This window comes from Nostoc sp., assembly GCF_036917395.1.
Classification (GTDB): Bacteria; Cyanobacteriota; Cyanobacteriia; order Cyanobacteriales; family Nostocaceae; genus Nostoc.
Genome location: NZ_JBALDI010000070.1, coordinates 107,700 through 133,468, shown reverse-complemented (window position 1 = coordinate 133,468; position 25,769 = coordinate 107,700). Strand labels below are relative to the sequence as shown.

General features: G+C 42.4%; 25 protein-coding genes. 8 read left to right on the top strand and 17 right to left on the bottom strand.

Annotation, left to right across the window (positions count from 1 at the left end):
• Nucleotides 1-256: 256 nt before the first annotated feature.
• From argJ to V7K46_RS23880, 3 genes are all read right to left on the bottom strand, one after another.
• On the bottom strand, nucleotides 257-1,420 hold the full coding sequence (gene argJ, locus V7K46_RS23890) for a bifunctional glutamate N-acetyltransferase/amino-acid acetyltransferase ArgJ (protein WP_335117490.1): 1,164 nt from the start codon (nucleotides 1,418-1,420) through the stop codon (nucleotides 257-259).
• A gap of 309 nt (nucleotides 1,421-1,729) precedes the next feature.
• Nucleotides 1,730-1,984, bottom strand: coding sequence for a sensor histidine kinase (locus tag V7K46_RS23885; protein WP_335117488.1), 255 nt, complete (start codon nucleotides 1,982-1,984; stop codon nucleotides 1,730-1,732).
• Nucleotides 1,985-2,212, bottom strand: coding sequence for a hypothetical protein (locus tag V7K46_RS23880; protein WP_335117486.1), 228 nt, complete (start codon nucleotides 2,210-2,212; stop codon nucleotides 1,985-1,987). It lies immediately after the preceding gene.
• A gap of 552 nt (nucleotides 2,213-2,764) precedes the next feature.
• Here V7K46_RS23880 and V7K46_RS23875 point away from each other — a divergent pair.
• Nucleotides 2,765-3,637: a hypothetical protein gene (locus V7K46_RS23875; RefSeq protein ID WP_335117484.1), complete on the top strand. Its 873-nt coding sequence runs from the start codon at nucleotides 2,765-2,767 to the stop codon at nucleotides 3,635-3,637.
• A gap of 111 nt (nucleotides 3,638-3,748) precedes the next feature.
• Here the strand turns inward: V7K46_RS23875 and V7K46_RS23870 are convergent, their stop codons facing one another.
• Complete coding sequence (locus tag V7K46_RS23870; RefSeq protein ID WP_335117482.1) at nucleotides 3,749-5,845, bottom strand: potassium channel family protein; 2,097 nt, start codon at nucleotides 5,843-5,845, stop codon at nucleotides 3,749-3,751.
• A 121-nt stretch (nucleotides 5,846-5,966) separates the two neighbouring features.
• The gene (locus V7K46_RS23865; protein ID WP_335117480.1) at nucleotides 5,967-6,740 is read right to left on the bottom strand and encodes a glucosamine-6-phosphate deaminase; all 774 of its coding nucleotides are present in this window, start codon (nucleotides 6,738-6,740) and stop codon (nucleotides 5,967-5,969) included.
• 214 nt (nucleotides 6,741-6,954) lie between these two features.
• Here V7K46_RS23865 and V7K46_RS23860 point away from each other — a divergent pair, with 214 nt between their 5' ends.
• Nucleotides 6,955-7,641: an HAD family hydrolase gene (locus V7K46_RS23860; protein WP_335117477.1), complete on the top strand. Its 687-nt coding sequence runs from the start codon at nucleotides 6,955-6,957 to the stop codon at nucleotides 7,639-7,641.
• A 66-nt stretch (nucleotides 7,642-7,707) separates the two neighbouring features.
• Here the strand turns inward: V7K46_RS23860 and V7K46_RS23855 are convergent, their stop codons facing one another.
• Together V7K46_RS23855 and V7K46_RS23850 are read right to left on the bottom strand one after the other, a co-directional pair.
• On the bottom strand, nucleotides 7,708-8,334 hold the full coding sequence (locus V7K46_RS23855; protein WP_335117475.1) for a PadR family transcriptional regulator: 627 nt from the start codon (nucleotides 8,332-8,334) through the stop codon (nucleotides 7,708-7,710).
• A gap of 169 nt (nucleotides 8,335-8,503) precedes the next feature.
• The gene (locus V7K46_RS23850; RefSeq protein ID WP_335117473.1) at nucleotides 8,504-9,406 is read right to left on the bottom strand and encodes an alpha/beta hydrolase; all 903 of its coding nucleotides are present in this window, start codon (nucleotides 9,404-9,406) and stop codon (nucleotides 8,504-8,506) included.
• A gap of 191 nt (nucleotides 9,407-9,597) precedes the next feature.
• Here V7K46_RS23850 and V7K46_RS23845 point away from each other — a divergent pair, with 191 nt between their 5' ends.
• Entirely contained in the window at nucleotides 9,598-10,056 is a 459-nt protein-coding gene (locus V7K46_RS23845) for a helix-turn-helix domain-containing protein (protein WP_335117471.1), read from the top strand.
• A gap of 213 nt (nucleotides 10,057-10,269) precedes the next feature.
• Here the strand turns inward: V7K46_RS23845 and gatA are convergent, their stop codons facing one another.
• The gene (gene gatA, locus V7K46_RS23840) at nucleotides 10,270-11,730 is read right to left on the bottom strand and encodes an Asp-tRNA(Asn)/Glu-tRNA(Gln) amidotransferase subunit GatA (RefSeq protein WP_335117469.1); all 1,461 of its coding nucleotides are present in this window, start codon (nucleotides 11,728-11,730) and stop codon (nucleotides 10,270-10,272) included.
• Between the two features lie 424 nt (nucleotides 11,731-12,154).
• Here gatA and V7K46_RS23835 point away from each other — a divergent pair, with 424 nt between their 5' ends.
• Together V7K46_RS23835 and V7K46_RS23830 are read left to right on the top strand one after the other, a co-directional pair.
• Nucleotides 12,155-12,295, top strand: a complete 141-nt coding sequence (locus tag V7K46_RS23835) for a hypothetical protein (RefSeq protein WP_041565237.1) — start codon at nucleotides 12,155-12,157, stop codon at nucleotides 12,293-12,295.
• A gap of 176 nt (nucleotides 12,296-12,471) precedes the next feature.
• Entirely contained in the window at nucleotides 12,472-15,432 is a 2,961-nt protein-coding gene (locus V7K46_RS23830; protein WP_335117467.1) for a glycerol-3-phosphate acyltransferase, read from the top strand.
• Nucleotides 15,433-15,604: 172 nt separating this feature from the next.
• Here V7K46_RS23830 and V7K46_RS23825 read toward each other — a convergent pair whose 3' ends face one another.
• The 3 genes from V7K46_RS23825 to V7K46_RS23815 form a co-directional block, all read right to left on the bottom strand.
• Complete coding sequence (locus V7K46_RS23825) at nucleotides 15,605-16,036, bottom strand: NUDIX hydrolase (protein WP_335117465.1); 432 nt, start codon at nucleotides 16,034-16,036, stop codon at nucleotides 15,605-15,607.
• A gap of 11 nt (nucleotides 16,037-16,047) precedes the next feature.
• On the bottom strand, nucleotides 16,048-16,500 hold the full coding sequence (locus V7K46_RS23820; RefSeq protein WP_335117463.1) for a DUF3531 family protein: 453 nt from the start codon (nucleotides 16,498-16,500) through the stop codon (nucleotides 16,048-16,050).
• 92 nt (nucleotides 16,501-16,592) lie between these two features.
• Nucleotides 16,593-17,525: a Sll0314/Alr1548 family TPR repeat-containing protein gene (locus V7K46_RS23815; protein ID WP_335117461.1), complete on the bottom strand. Its 933-nt coding sequence runs from the start codon at nucleotides 17,523-17,525 to the stop codon at nucleotides 16,593-16,595.
• A 317-nt stretch (nucleotides 17,526-17,842) separates the two neighbouring features.
• Here V7K46_RS23815 and V7K46_RS23810 point away from each other — a divergent pair, with 317 nt between their 5' ends.
• Together V7K46_RS23810 and rsmG are read left to right on the top strand one after the other, a co-directional pair.
• A complete protein-coding gene (locus V7K46_RS23810; protein ID WP_335117459.1) occupies nucleotides 17,843-18,517 on the top strand; it encodes an ABC transporter ATP-binding protein in 675 nt (224 codons plus the stop codon).
• A gap of 82 nt (nucleotides 18,518-18,599) precedes the next feature.
• On the top strand, nucleotides 18,600-19,367 hold the full coding sequence (rsmG, locus tag V7K46_RS23805) for a 16S rRNA (guanine(527)-N(7))-methyltransferase RsmG (RefSeq protein ID WP_335117457.1): 768 nt from the start codon (nucleotides 18,600-18,602) through the stop codon (nucleotides 19,365-19,367).
• Between the two features lie 371 nt (nucleotides 19,368-19,738).
• Here rsmG and V7K46_RS23800 read toward each other — a convergent pair whose 3' ends face one another.
• The 6 genes from V7K46_RS23800 to V7K46_RS23775 all read right to left on the bottom strand — a co-directional run bounded on the left by V7K46_RS23800 (nucleotide 19,739) and on the right by V7K46_RS23775 (nucleotide 24,042).
• A complete protein-coding gene (locus tag V7K46_RS23800; protein ID WP_335117455.1) occupies nucleotides 19,739-20,437 on the bottom strand; it encodes a hypothetical protein in 699 nt (232 codons plus the stop codon).
• Nucleotides 20,438-20,768: 331 nt separating this feature from the next.
• Nucleotides 20,769-21,560, bottom strand: coding sequence for a superoxide dismutase (locus V7K46_RS23795; protein ID WP_335117452.1), 792 nt, complete (start codon nucleotides 21,558-21,560; stop codon nucleotides 20,769-20,771).
• A 111-nt stretch (nucleotides 21,561-21,671) separates the two neighbouring features.
• A complete protein-coding gene (locus tag V7K46_RS23790) occupies nucleotides 21,672-22,790 on the bottom strand; it encodes an ABC transporter ATP-binding protein (RefSeq protein WP_335117449.1) in 1,119 nt (372 codons plus the stop codon).
• Nucleotides 22,791-22,839: 49 nt separating this feature from the next.
• On the bottom strand, nucleotides 22,840-23,070 hold the full coding sequence (locus V7K46_RS23785) for a type II toxin-antitoxin system HicA family toxin (RefSeq protein ID WP_335117447.1): 231 nt from the start codon (nucleotides 23,068-23,070) through the stop codon (nucleotides 22,840-22,842).
• Nucleotides 23,070-23,288 carry a type II toxin-antitoxin system HicB family antitoxin gene (locus V7K46_RS23780; RefSeq protein WP_335117445.1) on the bottom strand — a complete coding sequence of 73 codons (219 nt, stop codon included), beginning with the start codon at nucleotides 23,286-23,288 and terminating at the stop codon, nucleotides 23,070-23,072. The genes V7K46_RS23785 and V7K46_RS23780 overlap by 1 nt, the downstream gene beginning before the upstream one ends.
• A 25-nt stretch (nucleotides 23,289-23,313) precedes the next feature.
• Nucleotides 23,314-24,042: a GUN4 domain-containing protein gene (locus tag V7K46_RS23775; protein WP_335117443.1), complete on the bottom strand. Its 729-nt coding sequence runs from the start codon at nucleotides 24,040-24,042 to the stop codon at nucleotides 23,314-23,316.
• 274 nt (nucleotides 24,043-24,316) lie between these two features.
• Between V7K46_RS23775 and V7K46_RS23770 the strand changes: the two genes are divergently transcribed.
• A complete protein-coding gene (locus V7K46_RS23770) occupies nucleotides 24,317-25,738 on the top strand; it encodes an NADP-dependent isocitrate dehydrogenase (protein WP_335117441.1) in 1,422 nt (473 codons plus the stop codon).
• Nucleotides 25,739-25,769: the final 31 nt, after the last annotated feature.

Genomic DNA, 25,769 nt, shown 5'->3' with positions numbered 1-25,769 from the left:
AAGACCTCTAAGAGATTTTACTACGTAAAACCGTTCTTCTGGGAGTCTTAGAGGCACAGATTTGAACTTTAGTTCAAGGCAGTGAGAGGTTAGTCGAACTCACGTTAAACTTTGGCTAGGCAGGGTATAGAGAAAAATCTGGTAGATAATCTACATGGAATCATGTAACTGTTGTTGAACCCAATCAAATACCCTTAGTAGGTTAAGCTGACAATACATTGATTATCCTCTCACGAGAGTAATAAAATATTGTTAATCAAGTCGAGTATTTGCCATTAATTTCTATATAACCCTCTGAAAGATCGCAACCCCATACAGTTGCAGAAGCTTCGCCAATATTAAGGCTAACATGAATATCTACTTGATCTTTGGACATAATTTGCCGCAACTGTTCCAGATTTTCATTAGTTAAACTATTAGGATAAACTTTCACGTTATCAAAACTGATAATAACTTGTTCTGGATTTATCTGCTGTTCATTTTCACATTTGCCTATAGCCATAGCAACTCGTCCCCAATTCGGATCTGCTCCATAGACGGCAGTTTTTACTAATGGTGAATTCACAATTGCTTTAGCTACTGTTTTAGCTTGTGCATAGTTAATCGCCGAATCTACAGTCACCTGAATAATCTTGGTAGCACCTTCTGCATCTTGGGCAATTTTCAGCACCAATTCTTGTGCAACTTCTTGCAATGCACTCGCAAAATCTGATTCTGAAACTTCACCGGCTATTCCATTAGCTAAAATCACGGCGGAGTCACTAGTAGAAGTATCAGTGTCTACACTCAGACAGTTAAAGGTTTTATCTATAGTAGAGCGAAAAATAGAACGAAGGCTATTTGCAGAAATTGCAGCATCAGTAAAAAAGAAAGTTAGGAGGGTAGCCATATTAGGCTCAATCATGCCGACACCTTTGGCAATTCCTACCAGCTTGGCATTTCCTATTTGCCGTGTGGCTAATTTCGCTACTGTATCGGTGGTCATAATACCACGGGCTGCGGCATGAAAATCAGCAGCAGTCAATTTTTTCCCCAATCCTAATAAACCTGCTCGGATTTTTTCAATCGGGTAACGTCTGCCAATTACACCTGTAGAAGCTATCACAATATTATGTTCAGCAATTCCAGTTTCAGTTGCAACCAATTGCAAAACCTCTTGAGCGTCAGCGATACCAGCAGAACCATTAGCTACATTTGCATTCTTAGATATAACGACAATTCCTTGTGCTTGTGAATCTTTTAAGTTATTGCGGCTAATAGTAACACTTGGTCCAGCGAAAAGACTTTGAGTGAAGACTCCATCAGCAACACAAGGAACTGATGATTTAATAAATACAAAATCATCAGTTGCATCTCTGATTCCCAAATTAGTAATAAATGCACTAAAACCCTGAGGTGTGGAAGATATAGTTAATGACATTTTTCGGAATTTAATAATTTGCTTTAATTATCTCATTTTTGTGTAATCGGTAAAAGTAACAATAATTTATAAAAATGAATTATTTAGTAATTAATTTTATAATTAAAGTCAGCATTTATTAAGTTTCTACCGATTACCTGTGAGGTTGTATAGAACCATTTGCTCAAGCCCCAAGTCTTACAAAGCCTGATTTTGTGCCGTCTCTTAGAGAATTAATATTAGCAACTTTATCCACCTTAAATTGCTATTATAAACTTATAAGTCAGTTAATGTGAGGGTAAATATCATCCATCCATTGCCGCTTTAGACTTAAATGTTTCCTTGCAGTTGTTCGGCTAATTTCTGTATTATAGATAAACCTAATCTCGAACCACCTTGATTCCAGATGTCTGGATTGGGGAGGCGATAAAATTTCTCAAAGATTCGTGGTAACTCTGTTCCCGAAATATCTGCTGAATTACTGGTAGTAATAATAGTTTTTGCGGGCGCTTCCGAGGAATTGTGACGGACAGTTAGGACAATTTCATCACCCGCAGGTTTGTATTTATAGGCGTTATTGAACAATTATACTAAGATTCGTTTTAAGCTAATGCCATCTGATAACAGCGACAGGAGATTTGAAGGGAGATTTATCTGTAGAGTTTGCTGATGTTCTTGAAGACGGATTTTAAACGGCTCAATAACCCAAGGCAACCAGTGTTGTAAGAGCAACGCATCAGGTGTAATAATTGGATAAGATAAGGTTTCCAGCCGTTGTAAGTCTAGCTCGCGATCGCACTCGGCTTCCATCACCTGTAGATCGGGTTAAAAATATTCCTGAAGTCTAAGGTAAGACACATCTGAAGTATGAAGTTATAAGTTCTCAGGTGAAATATTATTGTAGAGTCTTGTTAAATACAGTCTCAACCACTCGCAGTATCTGGCTGCTTAAAATTCCTAGTTTATTTGTATCCAATTAACTAAAAGCTAATGTCAATAAAGTTATAATATTTCTTGAGGTGAAAATTCTATTTAACTTAGCGTTTGCTTGTACTTATTAAGTAGGGGAGTGTGAATAATTAAAGGGTTGTATAGCAATCCTACCTGAGTTTGTTGTGAATAAGCAAGTTTAGTCATGGGTTCACAATCATAAATTAGTAATTACTGATTATGAATTAGTTTGATTATGATGAATTGTAAGTTGTTGTGTGAGCTTTAAATGCTTTAAATTTTCCCTAAAGAAACTAGGTGAAACACTTCTGAATGTGTCTTGCCAAAATTTACCTAATTTAGCAGTGGATTGAGTAGACTAATATCGGTCTTGAAAATCAATCACAGAAATCTAGAAAAAAAGGAACCATAACCATGAAGCCTATTAATTTCTCTAAAACTGTTTTGGCTACTGTCTTTGCCATCAGTTTCGCTACTTTGTCTTTACCTCCTTCTGTTTCTGCCCAAAGCGGAGGCGGCTCCGGCGGCGGAGGCTCAGGCAGCGGAGGCTCCAGTGGAGGCTCAGGTAGCGGAGGCTCCAGCAGTGGAAGCTCAGGCAGCGGAGGCTCCAGCAGTGGAAGCTCCAGTGGAGGCACTAGCTCAGGCACTGGCACAACAGGTACTGGTACAGGCACTGGCACAACAGGTACTGGTACAGGCGCTGGCACAACAGGTACTGGTACAGGCGCTGGCACAACAGGTACTGGTACAGGCGCTGGCACAACAGGTACTGGTACAGGCACTGGCACAACAGGTACTGGAACGGGCGCTGGCACAACAGGTACTGGAACGAATAGCACTGGAACTACAGGTACTGACACAACAGGTGGTGGCACAACAGGCAGTGGTGGAATTACAGGTGGTGGCACAACAGGCACTGACACAACAGGTGGTGGCACAACAGGCAGTGGTGGCACAACAGGCACCGACACAACAGGTGGTGGCACAACAGGCAGTGGTGGAACAACAGGTAGTGGTACAACAGGCACCGACACAACAGGTGGTGGCACTAGCTCAGGTACTGACACTACAGGCAGTGGTACTAGCTCAGGTACTGACACTACAGGTACTAACAGGAATACAGCCATCACAACTTCTGAACCAACTAGCGATCGCGGTTTCGATTGGGGTTGGCTAGGTTTACTTGGTCTAGGCGGTTTATTTGGTTTTCTGCCTCGTAATCGTGATAAAATCCGGGCTTATAGCGATCCTAATGAAGTAACAGGTTCTCCTCGTTCTAAACTCTAAAAGACGTACAACCAGCGTTTGTGTAAACTTCAGGCTATTACAGCGGTTAGACCACACGCGTAGGGGCACAATCCATTGATATTGCGCCCCTACAATTACACACCCGTTTGCTCAAGTCGAGCTACTACCTTGCCCAATGAAGATTACATTTGCCAAAACTTGTATTTTTGTTAGCTCACGCACAAGACGTTGAGCTTGATGTTTATAAAGTTGTATTGGTAACACTCCAGGCAAATTATTCATCCATTGCCTAGCAGTAGCAGAACTACATCCCGTAATCAAAACTATTTCTTCAGCACCATACATCATAGCATTTCTAGTCAGAGCTTTTTCAATCTGCACCTGCCAAAGGCGAGGCAGCATTTCACCCCATTCAATTCGCTGCAAACTACTGCTTGTGGCTAAAACAATCAAGCGATCGCCAGCATAAAGCTTAACATCATACCAGGGCATCAAGGAATAATTGTCTCGCTGATATTTCTGGTAGAGAATGGGCACAACACTGTAGCCATAGGCTATTTCAGATAGAAGCAACCCATTCAGGGTATCGCCATCTTCAATCTTGTATTCCGTTACCATGACTATTTGCTCGCTCAAGTGAAACAAGCTCAGAACATTTTCTCCAAAGGCAGCACAAGCAAAGACTTCCGCCGACAAAGCCGCAGCACACAGAACTTGGGCATAGGGAAACAGAGGGACTATATTATCACTAAAATGACGATCTTGAGAGCGGATAATCAAGCTAGTGACGGGGTTCATTGCATGAGCCATCAAACCAATTTCCAGATTTTCCATATTATCGTCCCCAACTAAAACGATGCTTTTAGCACGGGAAAGATTCACCTTAGTTAATGCTTCGCTAGCATTGCCAATGATAAGGGGCATATCGGGTAAAGTGTCTTGGTCGAGAGTGGTAGTATGAATTCCTACTAACGGCTGGTTGAGTTCTTGCAAAAGAGCAGCCACTCTCTGTCCCAAACGATTTAAGCCAATAATCACCACATGGTTGCGTTGTGGCATCGGAGGACGGGAATTGAAAAACTGGAATCTTGAAGTGACAAGAGCATCAGTCACCAGTGCATATAATACTCCCACAAAAGCTTGGCCTGTCAATGTGAGTCCCAGACTAAAGAACCGCAACCACCACGGAATATAGTCTGAGGGTTGTGATTGTGATGTAAACTCAACACCGCCAAATAAATCTCCGTATCCTCCCAAGAGCAAGACTGCTGTCGCATAGAAAGCTTCTTGCAGGCTGATGTGAGGATAATACAAGCGGTAAAGAATTATTCCAATGAGCCACAGGATGAGTACGGTAATTGCATAGATTGTTGCAATTCGCCGGATTTGATTTTGGCTTTGGTAGTAAGATTGCCAAAATTGCGCTATTTTATCCTTGAGATTCTTTGCTGTGATGCCTTGAACAAACTGTTGCCACTGCCACCTTTGGCTATAAGATTTCCGGTGTTGCTCAGATAAAGCCAGTTCGTATGCAACATCAATGTAAACCAGTGTGTCTCCTACCTGAACTTCTGCTTCTGGGTCCCACTCAAACAATTCTCTGAGTGGATCAGATAAAATAGGTGTGTGACTCAAGATGCGGCGAGTTGTGAGATTGAGTCTATGTACTGGCTTGCCATTGCACCAACTATCCTTCGCTTGTACCTGATGCTTTATTACTTGCAATAGTTGCCCTTCTAAAGTGAAATATCCAATAGCTTCAGATCCAAGAGCTGCTAGAGCAAAGGCATAAGCTGAGAGATGGGTAGGCTCAAAAGCAACAAAATTGCCTAAATTTTCGTACAAAAGTTTGTTGAAATTTTGTTTGTCAGAACGTACAATCAGGCGAACATGCGGATTAAGACGCCGTGCTGCAAATGCAGCTTCTATATTCATCCGCTCATTTCTTGTCACTAAAAGTATTGAACGACACTGCTTTATACCTGCCTGCTCTAAAACGCTTGGCTGGCGGCAGTCTCCGATGATTAATTTTTCTAGTAAGCTAGCTACTTCTGGGACTTCCCAATGTTCCGGCTGCACATCGTCAATGGCACTGACTTTAACATCGTATTCCTTTAGGACTGCAACACAATGTTGCCCTAAACTTTGGAGTCCGCATACTAAGAAAAGGTCTTGGGGTTTTTTTGGATTGCTGGTAGGAGGGGGATGCACTTTCTGTTGATGGCAGCATTCGATACCTTGGCTCATAGTAAGTGGCTCCAGCCCTTACTACAAACTTTTAATTATTCACGCCCACTTACTTACTCAAGAAGTATAACAACATTGGGGTAAATTTAGTAACTTCTTACCCGCTTCACTTCCTACTCCCTCACGACAGCAAACTAGCAGAATTTTCGTCTAAAAATAACGTTGCTTGGGGTTGTTGACGGAGAATAGAAGCCGGACAATCCGTATTTATAGCTCCTTGTAACATCTCTTTTACCACATTCGCTTTACGTTTTTCTGGAGCCAAACAGATAATTTTTTTAGCTGAACAAATTGTCGAGATGGTGAGAGTAAAAGCATATTGTGGGACAGTTTCTAGATTCGGAAAGTGACCTGTGCTTACTTGTTGCTGACGGTTCACTATATCCAGTTTCACTAGTTTCACACTGTAAGGATCTTGAAAATTTGCTACTGCTGGATCGTTAAAAGCCAAATGTCCATTTTCGCCAACACCAAGACAGCATAAGTCAATTGGTTGTGCTTGCAGTAATTTAGTGTAGCGATCGCACTCTGCTACTGGTTGCCATGCATCACCTTCTATATAATGAAATCTCTTAGGAATAACCCGCTTTTCTACACGTTCTCGTAGATAGCGCCGGAAACTGGCAGAATGGTCAGCAGTAATTCCCAAATATTCATCTAGATGGAACAGAATAATCCGTGACCAATCTACACCACCCAATGCAATCAAAGCATCAAGAAATTTGAGTTGGGAGTTACCTGTTGCTAACAATACAGCGGCTGTATCCTGTTGCTTGAGAACTTGCTGTAAATGCTTTTGCGCGATTTCGGCAACATCTTGGGCCATTTCGACTTCAGAGTTGTAAATCTGCACTAGTAAATCATCAACGCGAAAAGAGTTTGTAGCGGCTAGCATTTGCTTACACAGAAGGTTATCAATTATACGGCAGTTATTTGAGAGGCTCTACCTGTCTGCCCTTACATGCCCTATCCAGTATAGATTTTAGGATTTAGCAGATTAATTTACGACTTTTTGCTCTGTATTAACAAAGGAACAATCACTCAGGACAAAAAAACAATGTAAACTATTTAAATTAAGTTAACAATTATTTACATTTTACCAAAAAATCATGCTGGCTGCAATTCTCTTTGACCTAGACGGCACTATTGTCAACACTGACCCCATACACTACCAAGCTTGGCAGGAAATGCTGTTAAATTACAGCATTGAAATTGACGAAATATTTTATAAATCCCAAATTAGTGGGCGGCTAAATCCAGAAATTGTCAAAGACATTCTGCCACAATTATCAGTAGCAGAAGGGCAAAAATTTGCAGACGAAAAAGAGGCGCTTTTCCGCAAACTCGCCCCGCATCTCAAACCGCTGAGTGGATTTTCTGAACTACTAGCATGGACAGATACACATCAGTTAAAACGGGCATTGGTAACTAATGCCCCTAGATTAAATGCAGAATTTATGCTAGAAGTTTTGGGAATCAAAGAAGCTTTTCATACAATTGTTTTAGCGGATGATTGTATTGCAGGTAAACCTGACCCTGCGCCCTACCTAGTTGCGCTTCAGAAGTTGGGGATTACAGCAGAAGAAGCGATCGCTTTAGAAGACTCTCCCTCTGGTATTTGGGCAGCCGTGAGCGCAGGTATCCGCACTATTGGCATCGCCTCCACCCACGATCCCCAACTTTTACAGGAAGTCGGCGCATTTATGGCAATTCCAGATTTTACTGATTTGCAGTTGTGGACATTCCTGAACTCACTGATTGAGCCAAATTTAAGTGCGATCGCTTCTAATGTTTGAGCGCAAAATTTAGAACTTTCAGAGTAGAGACACCTTAAAAGCAAAAGCGTAGTTTTCTGTCTCTACTTATTTTTCAGCAAGAATCGCGTAAATTTCCCGTTTAACTTGCTCTAAAAGCTCACGCACCCGATTTATTCGCTCCATATTGCCACTGCGAGCAACCTGCACCACAACAGCAGCTAATTCTGTTGCGGCATTCCGTAACTCAATAAACTCTTGAGGCTTACCTGTCACGAAACTTTTGACAGTATCCCAAGGAGAGTCTGAAGTTTCCTGTTGAGCACGTTCTGCCAATAATTGTCTACCCTCATCCGTAATCGTGTAAATCCGCTTGCCACCTTCCTGTGCGCTCTTGAGATAACCACCTTCCTCCAGTAATTGGAGTGTTGGATACACTGAGCCAGGACTGAGGCGACGGAAACCACCGTAACGAGTTTCCATCTCTTTAATCAGGTCGTAACCATGACTAGGATGCTCGGATAACAATTCCAGCAGGATGAACTTGATGTCACCCCGACGAGTCCGATGTTCATCTCCCCAACCACGACCAAACATTTCATTGCCGAAGTGTTTGCCATGATCTCTACCATCATGCTTGCCATGCCCAAACCAAGACCTGACAAGCAATGAATCGTCTTCGTTAACTCCTGCCCATGCAGGTGCGCCAAAGCGTGACCGAAAGTGTCTAAACATAAATGAATCTCACATCAACTTTCTCTACTATACGATACATCGGAATATATCGCGATATATCGGAATAGAATTTTGATGAAGATTTTTGAAGTAAGCAACTGTGCCAACACCATAAGCGATGCCTGCGGCGGGCTGCACCAACGCAAAGCTAGTTGAAGCTGATGAATGCTCAGGAATTCAAATAGCTACTAGCTTGCACTTGTTGTACAAAAGACTCTACCCATTGCAAATATTGCAAACCGGCAACTACTGCTGTGTCGTTATGATCTGCTCCTGGAACCAACAATAGTTGCTTTGGTTCGGGAGCAACGGCATACAGTTTTTGGGTCATGAAAGAGGGTACAGTCGAATCAGCAGCGCCATGAATGAACAAAACTGGCACTTTTAAGTTTGGCAATTTTTTAATGGAATTAAACCGCTGTGTCAAGATTAAATCCACAGGAAACATCCAAAACATGTTTCGATAAGTTATTAAATCGCGGATGGATGTAAAAGAGCTTTCTACAATCAAACCAGCAGCTTCTGGGTGTTTTACTGCCAAATCGATGGCGATCGCACCCCCCAGAGAATGTCCATAAAGAAAAATTTGGCTGGGTGGAATCTTTTGTTGCTGCACCAAGTAATTCCAAGCTGTGACTGCATCTTCATAAACCCGCTTTTCGTTGGGAAACATACCCTCACTGCGACCGTAACCCCGATAATCAATCAGCAATACCGAAAACCCTAGTTGATGAAACCGATTCGCATGAGCTATGTTTGCGCCAATATTGATACCGTTACCGTGTAAGTATAGTAATACCTTAGCATTGGGTTGCTTGGCTTCTATCCACCAACCGTGAATGTGTTCTACCTTGCTTGTTTTAACTGGTACAGGTAACCAAACCTCTTCATAAGGGAGATTAAAAAACTTTGGTGTCTTCTCAATGACGGCAGAGGGAAAGAAAATGAACCGAGGTTGCCCAATAAAAAGAAATATACAGATGGCACAGTAGGCGATCGCTGCAATTATCCCAGCCCAGAGTAGCAGTTGGGAAAATAGTTGCATTAGAAATTGCAGTTTATTAACTTTCATGCCCTAATTTTTTAATTATAAAGTATATATTTCAACAGAGAAAATACTTAGCATGAGCAGCTTTAGTATTTTCAAATCTAGGCTCCAACCATTATAAAAAAATTTCTCCAATATCAATTATCCAGTAAAAATACGTATGCTAATTTAAGTCTTTATATGAATAGTAGAATTAGCCCATACAGGAGAAGACTGTGACGCTCTTAAACCAAGCTCAAGTAGAGCAGTTAAAGGAAATAACCACACACTTGCGACAAGTAAGACAAGAAAAATCCATCCGTATAGAAGAAATAGCGGCTCAAACACTTATTCGAGCAGGTATTTTGCAAGCTTTAGAAGAAGAACGATTTGAAGAATTGCCTGAGCCTATTTTTGTTCAAGGATTCATCCGTCGCTATGGAGATGCTTTAGGACTGGATGGAAATGCTTTATCACATACTCTTATAAGCAATCTAGTCTGCCAAGAGTCCAATGATGATTATAAGGATTTAGACAACAAACCAAATACATACATACCTCTTGTTGTTACCTACATTCTATTATTAGTAGCTGCATCTGCTGGTCTTTTATATACACTTAATCCACCACAAATTACATCTGAATCCCTGACTCCAGAAGTCAATGGTCAACAGTCAATGGTCACTAATCAGTGAACAGTAATCAGACTGATAAATGGGCAGGCGGGCAGGGGAGTAAGAATTTTAAATTTTAGACTTCGGCTCGTTTCGGCAACTCTTGGAGACGCTCTTGCGTTCGCTCAAAGCAAGTCGCTCAGTCGAACTATTTTGGATTAAAGAATTGAAATTTGATCTAAAATCATCAATCTAAAATTCAAAATTGAATTGCCTAATGCCTAATGACAATTTTCAAGATATTTGCGGTTTACGCAGATGCCAAGTAGTGGATTGCTCATAAGCGTAAGCTACCTGAAACAGTTGGTCTTCTCGCAGCACATTGCCAATTAGCTGTAATCCTATCGGTAGCCCCTGATCATCAAAACCACATGGCAAACTTAAACTAGGTAAACCAGCAAGATTCACAGGAATAGTCATCAAGTCAGTTAAATACATACTCAAGGGGTCAGTAGTTTTTTCCCCTGCTTTGAATGCTGTAGTGGGAGATGTAGGACAGACTAACACATCAACCATGCCAAAAGCCTTTTCAAAGTCTTGTTTAATCAGAGTGCGGACTTTTTGCGCTTTTAGGTAGTAGGCGTCATAATAGCCAGCCGAAAGGGCGTAAGTGCCGATCATAATCCGGCGTTTAACTTCTGTACCAAAACCAGTGGCACGGGTACGATTGTACATCGATAGCAGATTATCTACATTAGGAGCGCGGTAACCATATTTAACCCCATCGTAACGAGCCAGGTTTGCTGAGGCTTCTGATGGGGCGATAATGTAGTATGTGGGTAAGCCATAGCGAAAGCGGGGACAGGAAACTATATGAATCTCTGCTCCCAAACTTTGTAGTTGATCTACTGCTTTGGTAATAGCTTGTTCCACTACAGAGTCCAACCCTTCACCAAAAGTTTCTTTAATGACACCAATTTTTAGCCGACCTCTGGGTTTGAAATCTGGTTTGAAGCTGGCGGCGTAGTTGGGAATGGCAACTTTGAGGCTGGTAGAGTCTTTGGGATCATGACCTGCGATCGCACTTAATAATATTGCCGCATCTTCCACTGTGTTTGCAAATGGCCCAATTTGATCTAAAGACGAAGCATAAGCCACCAAACCATAACGGGAAACCAAACCATAAGTCGGTTTCATGCCCACCACACCGCAGAAAGATGCAGGTTGGCGAATCGAACCGCCAGTATCAGAACCGAGAGCAACCACACATTCTTGCGACGACACCGCAGCAGCGGAACCCCCCGAAGAACCGCCCGGAACCCGTGACAAATCCCAAGGATTAGCTGTGACTTGATAGGCAGAATTTTCTGTAGAACTACCCATCGCAAACTCATCCAAGTTGGTTTTGCCAACCATTACCGCCCCAACATCTGCCAATTTTTGCGTCACCGTTGATTCATAAGGCGGCACAAAATTTTCCAAAATCCGGGAGGCGCAGGTGGTAGGAATTCCCTTAGTACATAAATTGTCCTTGATCCCAACCGGAATTCCTGCTAGCAGCCCAATTTCTTCTCCTGCAGCAATTTTGGCATCCACAGCACCCGCCTGCTCTAATGCCCGTTCTGCGGTGACACATAAAAAGCTGTGCAATTTCGGCTCTAAGGCTTGAATGCGCTCTAAAGCTTCTTGGGTAATTTCAACGGCAGAACGTTCTTTTTTAACCAGCTGTTCGTGCAACTCGCGGATGGATGCCATGATTGCTCTCTTTGTGACTCAAGTCCTTGATTTTAGTACATATTGTAATTTAGTTACAAAATCCCTATCATTTTCAGCCTTCCCCTCTGCTTTTCTAGTTCTTGTTGTAATTTAGTTACAAAATCCTTAGTATTTTCTAGCCTTCCCTCTGCTTTTCTGCTTCTTGTTGTAATTTAGTTACAAAATCCTTAGTATTTTCAGCTTTGCCCTCTGCTCCTCTGCTTGTTCCCCATGCCCTATGCCCCATACCGGATCATTGTAAAAATAAGACTAATACCTCTAAAGAAATAAGTAATTATGGTGATGGAAAAATTGTCAAGCTTAAACAAAATAATATTAGGAATTTAACATCATCCGCAAATAGAAGGACTACAATCAAAACGGACAAATATCTCATGCCCCAACAAAAGAGGATTACAAAGCGGTGTCTGACTTAAATCGAGGAATTATGAAATTTGAGGGTGCAGATTCCCCAAAAGTAGTCACTATCTCTACCGTGTTGCTTCTGGGATCGATCGCTGCTCTGATCATCTGGGCGCTGCAAGCTGCCTATGCGCTAAACTAAAACCATTAGTAGTCTAGAAGGACACTTGTCTTAAACGGTTTCCGTCTTAGCCAAGTGTCCATTAAGTAACTAGTAAATAAAAACGTCCTATTAACCATCAAAAATTTCAGAAAAACTTTAGATATGAGATTTGAGGTTTTAGATGGAAAATTTAAATCTAAAATCCAAAATCCAGAATGTTTGAACCTTGGGGTATCTTAGTTATTTTAATTGCCTGCCCCCTCTTGGGCGGATTACCCCTGATTGGATGGATCACTTACGCGCTTACGCATAAGCAATTATCACAAGTTGGTACAGGAAACATTAGTGTATCAGCTGCCTTTTATCACGGCGGTAGGTTTGTAGGAATTCTGGCAGTCTTGTCAGAAGCTTTTAAAGGAGTTGCAGCAGTCTTACTCACCCGCGTTTTCTTCCCAGAGGGATCGCATTGGGAATTGATTGCCCTGATCGCTCTGGTAATAGGTAGATACTGGGTAGGCAGAGGCGCAGGTACGACAAATGTAGTCTGGGGATTTGTCGTACATGATCCACTAGTGGCAATATTTGTATCTTTCTTTGCAATCATTAGCTTTACAATTCTGCAATCGAGACGGGTAGTCAAATTTGGGGTTTTGCTTCTCTTTCCTCTGTTTGTGGCACTTTTGCACATTAGCGATATCCCCAGAATGTTTGCTGCTATTGCCTTAGCTGGTTTAATGGGCTGGATTTATACAAAAATTCCTGATGATCTGAACCTGCCAGCCCAAAAGGCACAAACAGAATCTCTGGCGATGTTGGAATTTTTACGCGGCGATGTCTACGACGGGCTACGCCAACGCGTGATGGTTTCTCTAGATGAAGAGTTGGATGCTGCCATAGTCGGAGAAAAGGCGGCTACATTATCTCAAATTAATCGCTGGGGCTACCCAGTTCCAAAGGGATGGGTACTGGCCCCGATTGACGATCCTCAACTGTTGACAGAATTTCTCCAGCCATCAGAATTATCTCCCTTGGTAGTGCGTTCTTCTGCCATTGGAGAAGATTCAGAACAGGCTTCCGCTGCTGGGCAGTATGAAACAGTTTTAAATGTTACCAGCCCCCAGGCATTGCAATCAGCGATCGCCCAAGTTCAAGCTTCTTACAATCAGCCATCTGCCGTGCAATATCGGCGTGATCGCGGCTTGAATGACACAGCAATGGCAGTGCTGATTCAACAACAAGTCCAAAGTATATATTCTGGCGTAGCTTTTAGCCGCGATCCCATTACTCAGCAAAGTGATGCGATTATCATTGAAGCCCTTCCAGGAAGCGCGACGCAAGTCGTTTCGGGAAAAGTCACACCTGAACAATATCGCGCTTTTGTCCTTGAGACAGAAAATTCATCTTCTGTGCAATTAGAGGGCCAAGGACGAGTCCCACAAGCATTAATCAAGCAAGTTGCATACTTAGCTTACCGACTCGAAAAACGTTATCATGGCACTCCTCAAGATATAGAGTGGAGTTACGACGGTCAAACACTCTGGGTGTTGCAATCTCGACCGATCACCACTCTACTACCCATCTGGACACGCAAAATCGCCGCTGAAGTGATTCCCGGAGTAATTCACCCTTTAACATGGTCGATTAATCGTCCATTAACTTGTGGAGTTTGGGGAGAACTTTTTACTTTAGTTTTGAGCAATAGCTTCTCTTCCAGAGGCTTTGCCAACGGCAAGCGCAAAGCCGAACGCGCCTTGGGGTTAGACTTCACCCAAACAGCAACTCTGCACTATTCCAGAGCCTACTTTAATGCATCCCTCTTAGGAGATATTTTTCTCCGCATGGGACTGCCGTCAGAAAGTTTGGAATTTTTAACCAGAGGAGCTAAATTCAGTAAACCGTCTTGGAAGTCAACTTGGGAAAATTTGCCCGGATTAGGGAAGTTGCTAAAGCGGGAATTAAATTTAGAAAAGGACTTCAAGCGGGATTATCAAAAACGGTTTATTCCTGGGTTGTCGGAGTTGGCGCAGGAAGATATAGATAACTTGGAACCATCCAAGCTGTTAATAAGAATTGACTTTATTCTAGAATTGCTGCGCCAAGTGACGTATTACAGCATTTTAGCCCCCTTAAGTGCTGCCCTGCGGCAGGCGATTTTTCGGGTGAAGGATGGGCAAATTGATAACAGCGTTACCCCAGAGGTAGCGGCATTGCGATCGCTGAGTGCAATCGCTACAGATGCCAAGCAGATATTGCTTGAGTTTGAACCACAGCAAGTATTTGAGCAGTTAAAGCAAACTCCAGAGGGAGAGAAGATCCTGCAAGAATTTGACGAATTGCTTCAGGATTACGGCTATTTAAGTGAAGTGGGAACTGATATTTCCGTTCCCACTTGGCGGGAAAATCCCCAGATGATTAAGCAGATGTTTGTGCAGTTAATGCAGGGTAACGAACCACAATCAGGCGCTAAAGACGCGATTAATAGCATTTTTGCTGGTAAACGCAAACGCTCTTTTATACAACGGCGTGTAGATATCAAAGGACGAGTTACCGAAGTTTATTCACGGATTTTGGCTGAATTGCGTTGGAGTTTTGTAGCTTTAGAGAAGATTTGGTTAAAGTCAGGCTTACTTAAGAAAACAGGAGATATCTTTTTTCTAGACTTCGATGAAGTGCGGCGTCTAGTTGTGGGTGAAGATTCCAGGTTAATTGAGCAGTTGGATGAGTTAGTGGAATTGAGGCGATCGCAATTCGTCCAAGATAGTGAGATCATTCAAGTACCCCTTTTAGTCTATGGCAATACACCCCCTCACCCCTTAGCTCCCTCTGCACTCTACTCTGACCAAATCTTACAAGGTATTGCAGCCAGTCAGGGCCAAGCTGAAGGTAGGGTGAAGGTGTTGCGAAATTTACAAGACGTGCCTGAGATTGACCGAGATACGATTCTGGTAGTGCCTTACACAGATTCCGGCTGGGCACCTTTGTTATTAAGGGCTGGAGGATTAATTGCCGAAGTTGGGGGACGGCTTTCTCACGGTGCGATCGTTGCTCGTGAATATGGGATTCCCGCTGTGATGGATGTTCGAGGTGCTACATGGCTCCTGCAAGATGGTCAACGGGTAAGGATTGATGGGTCTAGGGGTATTGTAGAATTATCTAACGATTTAAGACCCAATTGACACCTTATAAAACTTACGCTTGTGATTGCTTTGCTTGACTGCGTTTGGCAATGACAAATTATTTGGAATGCTCCCAAATTTAAAGCAGAATTAACGCGGATTGACCTTTATTGGAACCATGCCTGCGGCAGGCTATTTGGCGTTGCATCTATCATTGAAATTTCCAGATGATTTATAAATATTCAAAAAATACCTCAGGTACTAATTTGAATTCCCCAGATTTCAAGCGAGAGATATCTATCCATAACGCCCTATGTTTATGAGTTTTTGATTCGGAAAAAACTAAACTTTCCAGTTGATAAAATTTTGAATCAGCAAAGTCACATTGATAAAGCTGAATAATTTCATGACCTTGCCTACCATTAAATGTAAACAGGTTCTCTATACAACCTAAATAATTAATATTCGTTAAGTCTGCTTGAATTTCCTCTTGAAACTCCCGTTGTAGCGCGTCGCGGCTGGTTTCGGCAAATTCAACCCCACCGCCCAAAGCCCGATAAAATGTTTCTTGCTTTACGGGATCGTAGCCTTCAGAAAGAAATATGCGTTCGCCATCCCGAATTAGCCCCAAAGCTATTACCCGAATTTCGCCTGCTTTATTCATTTTTGTCGTCACTAATTATCATAAATAGATTGAGGACGACTTTCGCTATCCTCAACCGGCCAATCTGGATTTTCGCCACCAATGTATAATTCTTCAATGGTGACATATTCCTCACTTAGCTGTGTGAGGGCGTTGATTAAAATATCCAAGGCGATCGCATCACTGGTTCCTAAGTCAAACCAACAACGTCCCCATTGACCTTGGTATTCAAACTCACCGATGTTGTGCATCAATGCGAGCAGGCTTTTGTCATACCCTTGTGCATCATAATTCATGTAGCTGAGATCAAGTCCAGTGTCCTGCACCTGGAGATTTTCGGCATTAAATGCACCTAATTTACCTAGATAAAACCAGGAGTTGAAAACTTCTTCTACATATTGCTTTTCCCGCCCAGAAGGATTTGTGCTGAATTTCAGCCAAATCCAGATATCAAAAGGATTAATTTCGCGGAACTGAATCTCCATTTTGGTCTAATATCTCAACTACTCTTCTGGAAATAAGCATATCAAAGTAGACAATAGGGGAAAAATTTTTCTCCTTTGCACCTAATGCCCAATTACCCAGGATTATTCAGGCTAACAGTCCTGCTGCGTTCACGCTCAATTTGTTTGACTAAATCGCTTGGGAGTTGGGATTTTTTAGTCAATGCTTTGTCAAAATTAGCGATCGCTTCCTGGATCATCTGCTGGCTTTTTTCTTTTTGTCCCAGTTGTTTCAGGATTTGGGCTTTGAGATAATAAATTTCTGGATTATCAGATGTGGTTTTGATCGCCCGATTAACATACTCTAAGGCCTGGGGATACCGTTTTAAATCTCGGTAAGCAAGAGCAATACCCCGATCCACTAGATACTGAGGAGCAGCATTTTGTTCTAAGCGTCCAATTGCCTGATCTGGGCTAGCAAAAGGCAAATTAACCGCCAACAGTAAATCCATATAACCCTTGATTAAACTCAGTTCTGGATCATTAGCAGAAATTGCTTCAGCTTTGTCTAAATATTCATAAACTTGCCGTAACCGACTAAAGGCTTGCGGCACACCGTTGACTGTACCCTCACGGGTAATAACTACTGCACCCTCTAAAAAATAACCAACAGCAGTGTATAAATTACCACGCAATGGATCGCTAGAAATCAGTTTTTGTCCAGTTTCTAGAGTTTTCTGACTGTAGGTGTTTAGTTTAGCCCAATCCTTATTTCCGTATGCTAAAGATGCATTCATGGCATAAGCTAGAGGTTCATTTGGCTCTTTGGATAGTGCTTGTTGCAAATAACGCTCTGCTGCTGGATAGTTGCCCTGTTGGAAAATCGCTTTAAAAGCTGCTTCTGTTTGGTCGCCAATTTGATGAGGTTCGCGATTGCGAAATGGATCGCCAGCCAGGGAGGGATTTACCCAGAGATTAAGAGCGAACGCAGCGCCAAAAGCAGTCTGAGCAAAGGTAGTGAGTTTAGCAAACACTACTAATCGAGGCGAAGAAAACCTTTTAGTCATTTTAACCCTCAGAAGAATTGCGGTTGAAATAGTTGTATGTGTTACTTAGAATGCAAAAAATGGTTAATGTGAACTTGCCTCTGCTTCAACTAAAATTTTTTTATATAAAGGTTGACTTTGGTAATTTTTCCATGTTCCCAGGCTTGTTGTAGCCATTGTTTAAGGGTGAGTCTGCCACAATGGAGAAAAAGTGGATTATTCTTGCTGCTAAATTAAGGTGTTAATCCGGGTAATGCGCTAGAAATTTTTCCAGAATTTTCCAGATGCTCTCAGTGTAGCTAATCAGTAATTTGCTGACTTTTTGGTAATTTTAACAAATGCTCTATCTCCGAAATGTAGTTTATCACCCGACAGCGTGCCCAACAGCGATTCTCAAATCGATCAACTTGGAATTAGCACCCCAGCAGTTAGGTCTGATTATTGGCCCGAGTGGTTCGGGAAAAAGTACCTTACTAGAAATTTTGTCGGGACTAGCCGAACCTACTACTGGCGCACTCTTCTGGCGGGAACAAGAACTGATAGCCGAACAGCTACAACAATTGGCTGGGTTGGTATTTCAGTTTCCAGAGCGGCACTTTTGCGGTGGTTCAATTTTAGAAGAATTGCGTTTAGGACATCCTGAGTTAGGGTCAGAACGAGTTAGACAGGCGCTGAGTGAGGTAGGATTAGAGCATTTATCGCTTTCCGCTGCCCCTCATGCCTTAAGTGGTGGTCAGCAACGGCGTTTAGCTTTGGCAGTACAATTGATTCGCCAGCCAAATTTACTGTTATTGGATGAACCCACAGCTGGGTTAGATTGGTCAATGCGTCGGCAACTAGTAAGTTTATTGGCAAAACTGAAACAAGATTGGACACTGTTAGTAGTGACACACGATGCTGGGGATCTGTTAGCGATCGCAGATCGTTGCTGGACACTCAACCACGGTGAACTACAATCAGTAGACCCAAAGACACTGGAAGGCAAAGTAAAAGAACCCCTACCAGCAGTATGAAAGGAAAGCAGGGAAAATGATACAGATAAGGGAGATCATGGAGATGGGTAGATAAGTAGATAAAGAAAATAACTTCTAACTAATGACTTACTTATTGCCTGAGATGGCAGAAATTTGGCAGCAAACTCTCAATTGGCAACCAACAGCCCAACAGCAAGCGCAATTCCAAAGGCTTTATGAGTTAATTTTAGAAGGTAACCGCCAACTAAATTTAACTCGGATCACTGATCCCCAAGAGTTTTGGGAAAAACATCTCTGGGATTCTCTGCGAGGAATTGCACCTCTGTTCTCAGCAAATTTCTCCCCTACTCCTCTACTTCCCTGCTCCCCTGTTCCCTCTGCTCCCTCCGCTCTCATCGATATTGGTACAGGCGCAGGTTTTCCGGGTGTTCCAGTGACAATTACTATACCTAATTGCACAATTACTCTTCTCGATTCCACTCGGAAAAAAATTACTTTTATCGACAATATACTAACTGAACTTGCCCTTACCAATGCCAAAACTCTTGTTGGTAGGGCTGAAGAAATCGGTCAGCACCCCCAGCATCGACAAGCTTACGATATTGCATTGATCCGTGCTGTAGGGGCAGCCTCTGTCTGTGCAGAATATACCTTACCACTGCTCAAACAGGGAGGTTTAGCCATAATTTATCGCGGTAATTGGACAAAGGAAGAAACCAGGGATTTACAAAATGCTGTTAGCCAGCTAGGTGGTGTGATTGAGTTAATTGAAAAATTTACCACTCCTCTAAGTGATAGCATCCGTCATTGCCTTTATGTGCGTAAGGTAGCAAACACAGCACTTAATTTTCCTCGTGCTGTAGGTGTACCTTCTCAAAAACCGCTTTGAGTAGGAGTCCGTGCGAGAAAGAGGGTGTTGCTGAGTGAAAGGATGAATTAGCTACATAAAATGACTCCTCCCCGCAAGGGGGGAAGAGGTGAGCAAAAATCAAACTTTGTCAGAGCAGGGTTAATAAAGATATTAGACTTCTTGCAAAAGTCCTTAACATCCCCACTTCTAAAAGGAAATTCTTAGGAGTGGAGTTCTTATTTTTGATTTATGCAAGAAGTAAACAGAAGTTGAGCGATGGATAAGGACTCTAAGGGTTTTGTCGTAAGCTTTCTAGAATCTCTTGCTAGCATTCATTAATCGATTCTTGCAACTGTAGAAATGGGTTTCTCCAGAACGAATCGCACCCCATATTTCAGCTCAACCACTACTTACCAAGGATTCGCATTTTGATCGTTAATTTTCACCCAATAGCGAATACCTGGGCTACTCAGATTAGGATCGTCGGATTGTGCCCAAAAACCCCAACCTGCATTTGGAGCGCTACCATCATGAAACTCTGCCATCCTGAACCCAGATAGATGATAACGTTCTTGACCAGCTTGTTCACATTTACCATCTGCTACTTCTGGAGACACCAACGAGCTACCTAGAACGTTAGGAATAGCGAAGATTTCTCCACCAGACCAAGAGTTTTTAGATGCACCACCAGGCGTAATGACGGATTGAGTCTGATTTGGAATCGGATCAACGGCGAGTTCCGGTGGTTTCCGAATGCAAAGTAGTGACAAGGCTTGATTTACAGAAGTATCACCAGAATAGGGATCGGTTTGACTATCATATCTAACTTGGGCGTAGGTTTTGCCACTGTTGTATACATTGGTATATATAACAGTGTTGATAATCCAAGTCATGGCTTTCTTAGTAGATGGTGGATTCCATATTGGTCCAGGGTCTTGGTCTATTGGTACTTGTTTTGCGCTAACTGAGGATGCTGAAACCATTGAGGAACCTATTAAGACTACAAAAGTTAAAAGTTTTCCGAACTGTTGGATCAATTGCATACCTGTGTCATTTCCTCTAGTACTATTTTTTGTGCTAAGGTCTGTAGTGCCGTGGGTAACTGCCATTTTTTTTCAGCCAAAAACTGCTTGTATAGTAGCTATCAACTTGCTAGCTAGAAATTTCGTACAAAGTTACATAATTTTATAAATTGGTAAAAGTAGCAGTTTACAGTGCTGGAGATCAGCTTGTAGTGACAACGTGTGAACAGAGTTCACAAAAACAATTTCAGGAGATTGAAAACTTTTGTCAGTTGACGAAGTAGTCAGGGTTTGAGCCGACGTTTTTGGGCTGAGGATTGCGAACACTTGCACTGCGTTCTTCATTAAAAAACTGGCAGCAGAATGTTGTTTCTGTAGCCAGTTTTTAAGTGCCTATTGCTCTAAATTATTGCCTGTTTCAGGCAAATTTACTTGCTGCTGCGAACCGATTGTTAATCTCATCCCAATTAAGCACGTTCCACCAAGCATCTAAATAATCAGCGCGGCGATTCTGGTAATTTAGATAATATGCATGTTCCCATACGTCATTACCCAGGATGGGATATTTGCCTTCACTTAGAGGACTATCTTGGTTAGCTGTAGTTGTCACTTCTAACTTACCACCTTTGTTACGCACTAGCCAAACCCAACCACTACCAAAACGACCAGCACCAGCTTCGTTAAACTGTTTTTTGAAAGCTGCAAAAGAGCCAAAATTTTGATTAATCGCGGAGGCTATATTTCCTGTTGGTTCTCCCCCACCTTTCGGCTTCATAATTTTCCAGAACATTGAGTGGTTCACATGACCACCGCCGTTATTGCGTACTGTTTTGCGAATATCTTGTGGTACACTGTCAAGCTTCTGCAACAGTTCTTCAACAGTTTTACCTTTAAGTTCTGGGTGTTTGTCTAAGGCCGCATTCAAGTTTTTCACATAAGTTGCGTGGTGTTTATCGTGGTGAAATTGCATCGTTTTGGCATCGATGTGTGGTTCCAGCGCTTCGTAGGCGTAAGCTAAAGGTGGTACTTGGATAGCTCCTGTTGTATTTAGTGTTATATTTGGTGTTGTATTTGGTGTTGTATTTGGTGTTGTATTTGGTATTGCAGTGTTTCCTTCAGAAGATTTCTCTGCCAATGTACAAGCATCTAATGCAAAAGCACCCGCACCTGCTGTGAGTAAAAACAAGAAATGGCGTCGATTAATAGTCATATAAGTTTTTGCAGCTAATCGATTAAGTCTGTATTGCAGTTTTTATTTTCTTAGATTATGGCTACAAAAAATTAGGAATTGGTGATTATTTTTGGCAGCTTAAAAAACTATTTATAAGATTCTGTCCCCAGTTTTGGGATCAAACACAAACAATTGATTTAAATCGAGTTGTAGAGAAAGGCGATCGCCTGGACGCGGACGCACATCCCCACCCACCTGAATATTCAACACCACCGCCGAACCAGGTAAACCAGCACGAATCAAAGTTTCCCTTCCCAAGGGTTCCACCACTTTAACTTCTACTGATAACTGTCCTGAGTTTTGAGTTTTGTTAGCGGATAGCTCTTGTTCAGCCCCTGAGTCAGTGCTAATTTTTATATGCTCTGGACGAATCCCCAAATCAAAACTGTGTCCTTGACGCGACTGTAATTTTTCTTTCACAACTGCTGGAATCGCTAATAACTGCCCACTTACATCAAAACCGTTATTTTCATAGATTGCAGGCAAAATATTCATTGGCGGACTGCCTAAAAAACTTGCCACCATCTGATTAGCAGGACTTGCATAAATAGTTTGGGGATCGCCGATTTGTTGAATCCGCCCTCGATTTAGGACGACAATTTTATCAGCCAAAGTCATCGCTTCAACTTGATCATGGGTGACGTAGATTGTTGTAATGCCTAATTCTTGATGTAGCTGTTTCAATTCTGCCCTTGTATCATCGCGCAATTGGGCATCTAAATTAGATAAAGGTTCATCAAGTAAAAACACTTGTGGTTCACGAGCGATCGCTCTTCCTAATGCTACCCGTTGTTGCTGTCCTCCAGAAAGTTGTTTGGGTTTACGATCCAGCAGGTGATCCAGAGAAAGTGATCGCGCCACATTCATCACCCGTTCTTGAATAATTTTCCGGTCAACCTTCCGCATCTGCAAGCCAAAGCCGATGTTTTCCGCCACACTCATGTGAGGATAGAGAGCGTAGTTCTGAAATACCATCGCCACATCCCTTTGTCTGGCTGGGATATTATTTACCAAGCGATCGCCAATAAAGAGTTTACCAGATGTGGCGGTTTCTAAACCAGCGATCGTTCGCAAAATTGTAGACTTACCACAACCCGATGGCCCGACTAAAACCCAAAACTCGCCATCAGGAATTTCAAAGGTAATATCCTCGATCGCAGTGACGTTATTAAATCTACGCTTAATATCTTCTAGACGAACGTTTGCCATTATCCAATTTGAGATAGTGGGTTTGGAATTGGTAGAAAACTTCCTAACTCTATGATTCCAGCAATGCGATAAACTCTTCCCTCGTCAGTTCAGCATCGCGTAGTATTTTGCGTAGTAATCCTTTACCTATTGTTTTACCAGCATGAACAGGAATAGTTACTAGGCGTCCATTCTCATGTTCCATTTGTACATGAGAGCCTTTTTGACGCACCGCCTGAAATCCTATTTTATCAAGGGCGTTAATAACTGTTTTACCTGTTAAAACTGGTAGTTTTGGCATTAAATTATTACCTTTTGAATACCTATAAATTCTGGTATTTCTTCATCACTTTTTGTTTCTAAACAAAGTTCAATTACTTCTTTCATATTAGCCATCAACTCATCAATTGTTTCTCCCTGACTGTAACAGGCTTTTAGCTGAGGGACTTCTCCGACATAGTAGCCATCTTCATCTCGTTCAATGATGACGTAGAATTCTCGGTTGGTGGGATTTATCATAATCTATTTGTACGTAGGCTCAAAATCATTTTTCTGGATTCTTCGACCAAGCAGGGTGAGAGAGTAAAGAAGCAAAGACTCGTACTCCCCGAAGTTGATTAGAGAGGGGTAAGTGACCTCTAGGCGCACTCAAATCCCAGGTAAACTCGTTAGGGTATCGCGTCCAATTGTTACCTTGTTTCCAGCCAATTTTCGGCCAGAAATTCTCCCAATTTTTTCCTAAACTCAACCAGATTTCTCGCTGCACTGAAAAGCCAAATTTACCTTCGGAGTGGACTAACCATAGGTTGTTAATAGTTTGCAAGTCAACAGGGGAGGAATTTTCTACCTCACTAAAATACAACCATTTTCGTTGTACAGCTGTTGGCCCTGATAGTTCACACATTTTTTCTATGGTGACGCGATCGGCTGCTTGGAAGTCTTGAACAGCTAGTAGTTGTTGCAAAGAATTATAATTAATGCCGCACTCTGATTTTAGAGGTACAATTCCCTCAGGAAAACAGGAGCGCAAAAATTCTTTAGCTTGAGGTGCATCAGAGTTATAGAGGACTTGGTAAGCTTTGCCATCAACCCAAGTCGCTGGGTTCTCACGTCGTTTCAGTAAAAATTCCATCAACACGTCTAATCCCTCATTACCCAACTCAGCTAACTGTGGGATTATCTGTTGTTGGACTTTTTCAGACCCAGTGATTAATGGTCGTCGCAGGGAATCGATGTCATTAGCAGGGCCTGATAAAATCATTGGGTCTGTCATGCCATTCTCGTTTTAGCGGTCAGTGAAAGAGTGGTAAGCTATTAGGCTTCTTTAAGGCGAAGCACTGATAGCGAAAAGTAGTTTACTATTTTTGATCGTACAAAATTGCGATCGCTTCACTGAATCCCACACTTAATCCCCAAATAATGTACAAGGGGAATAGGGGGAAAATCTGCGCCTTATGGCTTGGTAAACAAAAGATACAGCAAAATATACAAGCCTGCCAGATAAGGTTTTTTTAACTAGCAGCGTATCGATTAGGAGTGTGTGAACTATGTACGACAAGATTACCCCCCCCACAACTGGAGAAAAAATCACCTTCAAAAATGGTGAACCAATCGTACCAGAAAATCCAATTATCCCCTTTATTCGAGGCGATGGTACAGGTATAGACATCTGGCCTGCTACCCAAAAAGTCCTAGATGCTGCGGTAACTAAAGCATACAAGGGTCAGCGTCAAATTAGTTGGTTCAAGGTTTACGCTGGGGACGAAGCCTGCGATTTATACGGTACTTATCAATATTTACCTCAAGACACTCTCACGGCTATTGAAGAATATGGTGTAGCTATTAAAGGGCCTTTGACTACTCCCATTGGGGGGGGAATTCGTTCTTTAAATGTGGCGCTGCGGCAAATTTTTGACTTGTATGCCTGTGTGCGTCCTTGCCGTTACTATGCAGGTACGCCCTCACCGCACAAAAATCCTGAAAAGCTGGATGTAATTGTTTATCGAGAGAATACGGAAGATATTTATTTAGGCATTGAGTGGCGACAAGGTAGCGAAATCGGCGATCGCTTAATTAAGATTCTCAATGAAGAACTGATCCCCGCCACCCCAGAACATGGGAAAAAACGAATTCCTCTTGATTCTGGTATTGGCATCAAACCCATCAGCAAAACTGGTTCCCAGCGCCTAGTCAGACGTGCGATCAAACACGCCTTGCTATTGCCCAAAGATAAGCAACAGGTGACTTTGGTGCATAAAGGCAACATCATGAAGTACACCGAAGGGGCTTTTCGCGATTGGGGTTATGAACTAGCAACCAGTGAATTTCGCCAAGAAACTGTCACAGAACAGGAATCTTGGATTTTGAGTAACAAGGAAAATAACCCCAATATTTCCTTGGAAGAAAACGCCCGCCAGATTGAGCCTGGGTTTGATGCTCTCACTCCAGACAAGAAAGCGCAAGTTGTCAAGGAAGTTGAAACTGTTCTTAACACAATTTGGGCAACCCACGGCGATGGCAAATGGAAAGATAAAATTTTAGTAAATGACCGGATTGCTGACAGTATTTTTCAACAAATTCAAACCAGACCGGATGAGTATTCGATTTTGGCGACAATGAACTTAAACGGCGATTACTTGTCTGATGCCGCCGCCGCCATTGTTGGGGGATTGGGAATGGGACCAGGGGCAAATATTGGTGATGCTAGTGCGATATTTGAAGCTACCCACGGCACCGCACCCAAACACGCCGGCTTAGATCGGATTAATCCTGGTTCAGTGATTTTGTCTGGTGTGATGATGCTGGAGTTTCTGGGTTGGCAAGAAGCCGCAGACCTAGTTAAGAAAGGTTTAAGCGATGCGATCGCGAGTAGTCAAGTCACCTACGATTTAGCCCGGTTACTAGAACCGCCAGTTGAACCCTTAAAATGTTCTGAATTTGCCGAGGCAATTATTCAACATTTTGGTTAAATGCACTAATGTCAACTTAAGTTTTGGCGAA

Coding starts and splice junctions, on each gene's coding strand:
- V7K46_RS23810 (WP_335117459.1), top strand. CDS start 17,843: ATGCTCTATCTCCGAAATGTAGTTTATCACCCGACAGCGTGCCCAACA.
- V7K46_RS23870 (WP_335117482.1), bottom strand. CDS start 5,845: ATGAGCCAAGGTATCGAATGCTGCCATCAACAGAAAGTGCATCCCCCT.
- V7K46_RS23790 (WP_335117449.1), bottom strand. CDS start 22,790: ATGGCAAACGTTCGTCTAGAAGATATTAAGCGTAGATTTAATAACGTC.
- V7K46_RS23815 (WP_335117461.1), bottom strand. CDS start 17,525: ATGACTAAAAGGTTTTCTTCGCCTCGATTAGTAGTGTTTGCTAAACTC.
- argJ (WP_335117490.1), bottom strand. CDS start 1,420: ATGTCATTAACTATATCTTCCACACCTCAGGGTTTTAGTGCATTTATT.
- V7K46_RS23855 (WP_335117475.1), bottom strand. CDS start 8,334: ATGTTTAGACACTTTCGGTCACGCTTTGGCGCACCTGCATGGGCAGGA.
- V7K46_RS23770 (WP_335117441.1), top strand. CDS start 24,317: ATGTACGACAAGATTACCCCCCCCACAACTGGAGAAAAAATCACCTTC.
- V7K46_RS23800 (WP_335117455.1), bottom strand. CDS start 20,437: ATGGCAGTTACCCACGGCACTACAGACCTTAGCACAAAAAATAGTACT.
- V7K46_RS23860 (WP_335117477.1), top strand. CDS start 6,955: ATGCTGGCTGCAATTCTCTTTGACCTAGACGGCACTATTGTCAACACT.
- V7K46_RS23795 (WP_335117452.1), bottom strand. CDS start 21,560: ATGACTATTAATCGACGCCATTTCTTGTTTTTACTCACAGCAGGTGCG.
- V7K46_RS23875 (WP_335117484.1), top strand. CDS start 2,765: ATGAAGCCTATTAATTTCTCTAAAACTGTTTTGGCTACTGTCTTTGCC.
- V7K46_RS23865 (WP_335117480.1), bottom strand. CDS start 6,740: ATGCTAGCCGCTACAAACTCTTTTCGCGTTGATGATTTACTAGTGCAG.
- V7K46_RS23850 (WP_335117473.1), bottom strand. CDS start 9,406: ATGAAAGTTAATAAACTGCAATTTCTAATGCAACTATTTTCCCAACTG.
- rsmG (WP_335117457.1), top strand. CDS start 18,600: ATGACTTACTTATTGCCTGAGATGGCAGAAATTTGGCAGCAAACTCTC.
- V7K46_RS23825 (WP_335117465.1), bottom strand. CDS start 16,036: ATGAATAAAGCAGGCGAAATTCGGGTAATAGCTTTGGGGCTAATTCGG.
- V7K46_RS23780 (WP_335117445.1), bottom strand. CDS start 23,288: ATGATAAATCCCACCAACCGAGAATTCTACGTCATCATTGAACGAGAT.
- gatA (WP_335117469.1), bottom strand. CDS start 11,730: ATGGCATCCATCCGCGAGTTGCACGAACAGCTGGTTAAAAAAGAACGT.
- V7K46_RS23830 (WP_335117467.1), top strand. CDS start 12,472: ATGTTTGAACCTTGGGGTATCTTAGTTATTTTAATTGCCTGCCCCCTC.
- V7K46_RS23785 (WP_335117447.1), bottom strand. CDS start 23,070: ATGCCAAAACTACCAGTTTTAACAGGTAAAACAGTTATTAACGCCCTT.
- V7K46_RS23775 (WP_335117443.1), bottom strand. CDS start 24,042: ATGACAGACCCAATGATTTTATCAGGCCCTGCTAATGACATCGATTCC.
- V7K46_RS23820 (WP_335117463.1), bottom strand. CDS start 16,500: ATGGAGATTCAGTTCCGCGAAATTAATCCTTTTGATATCTGGATTTGG.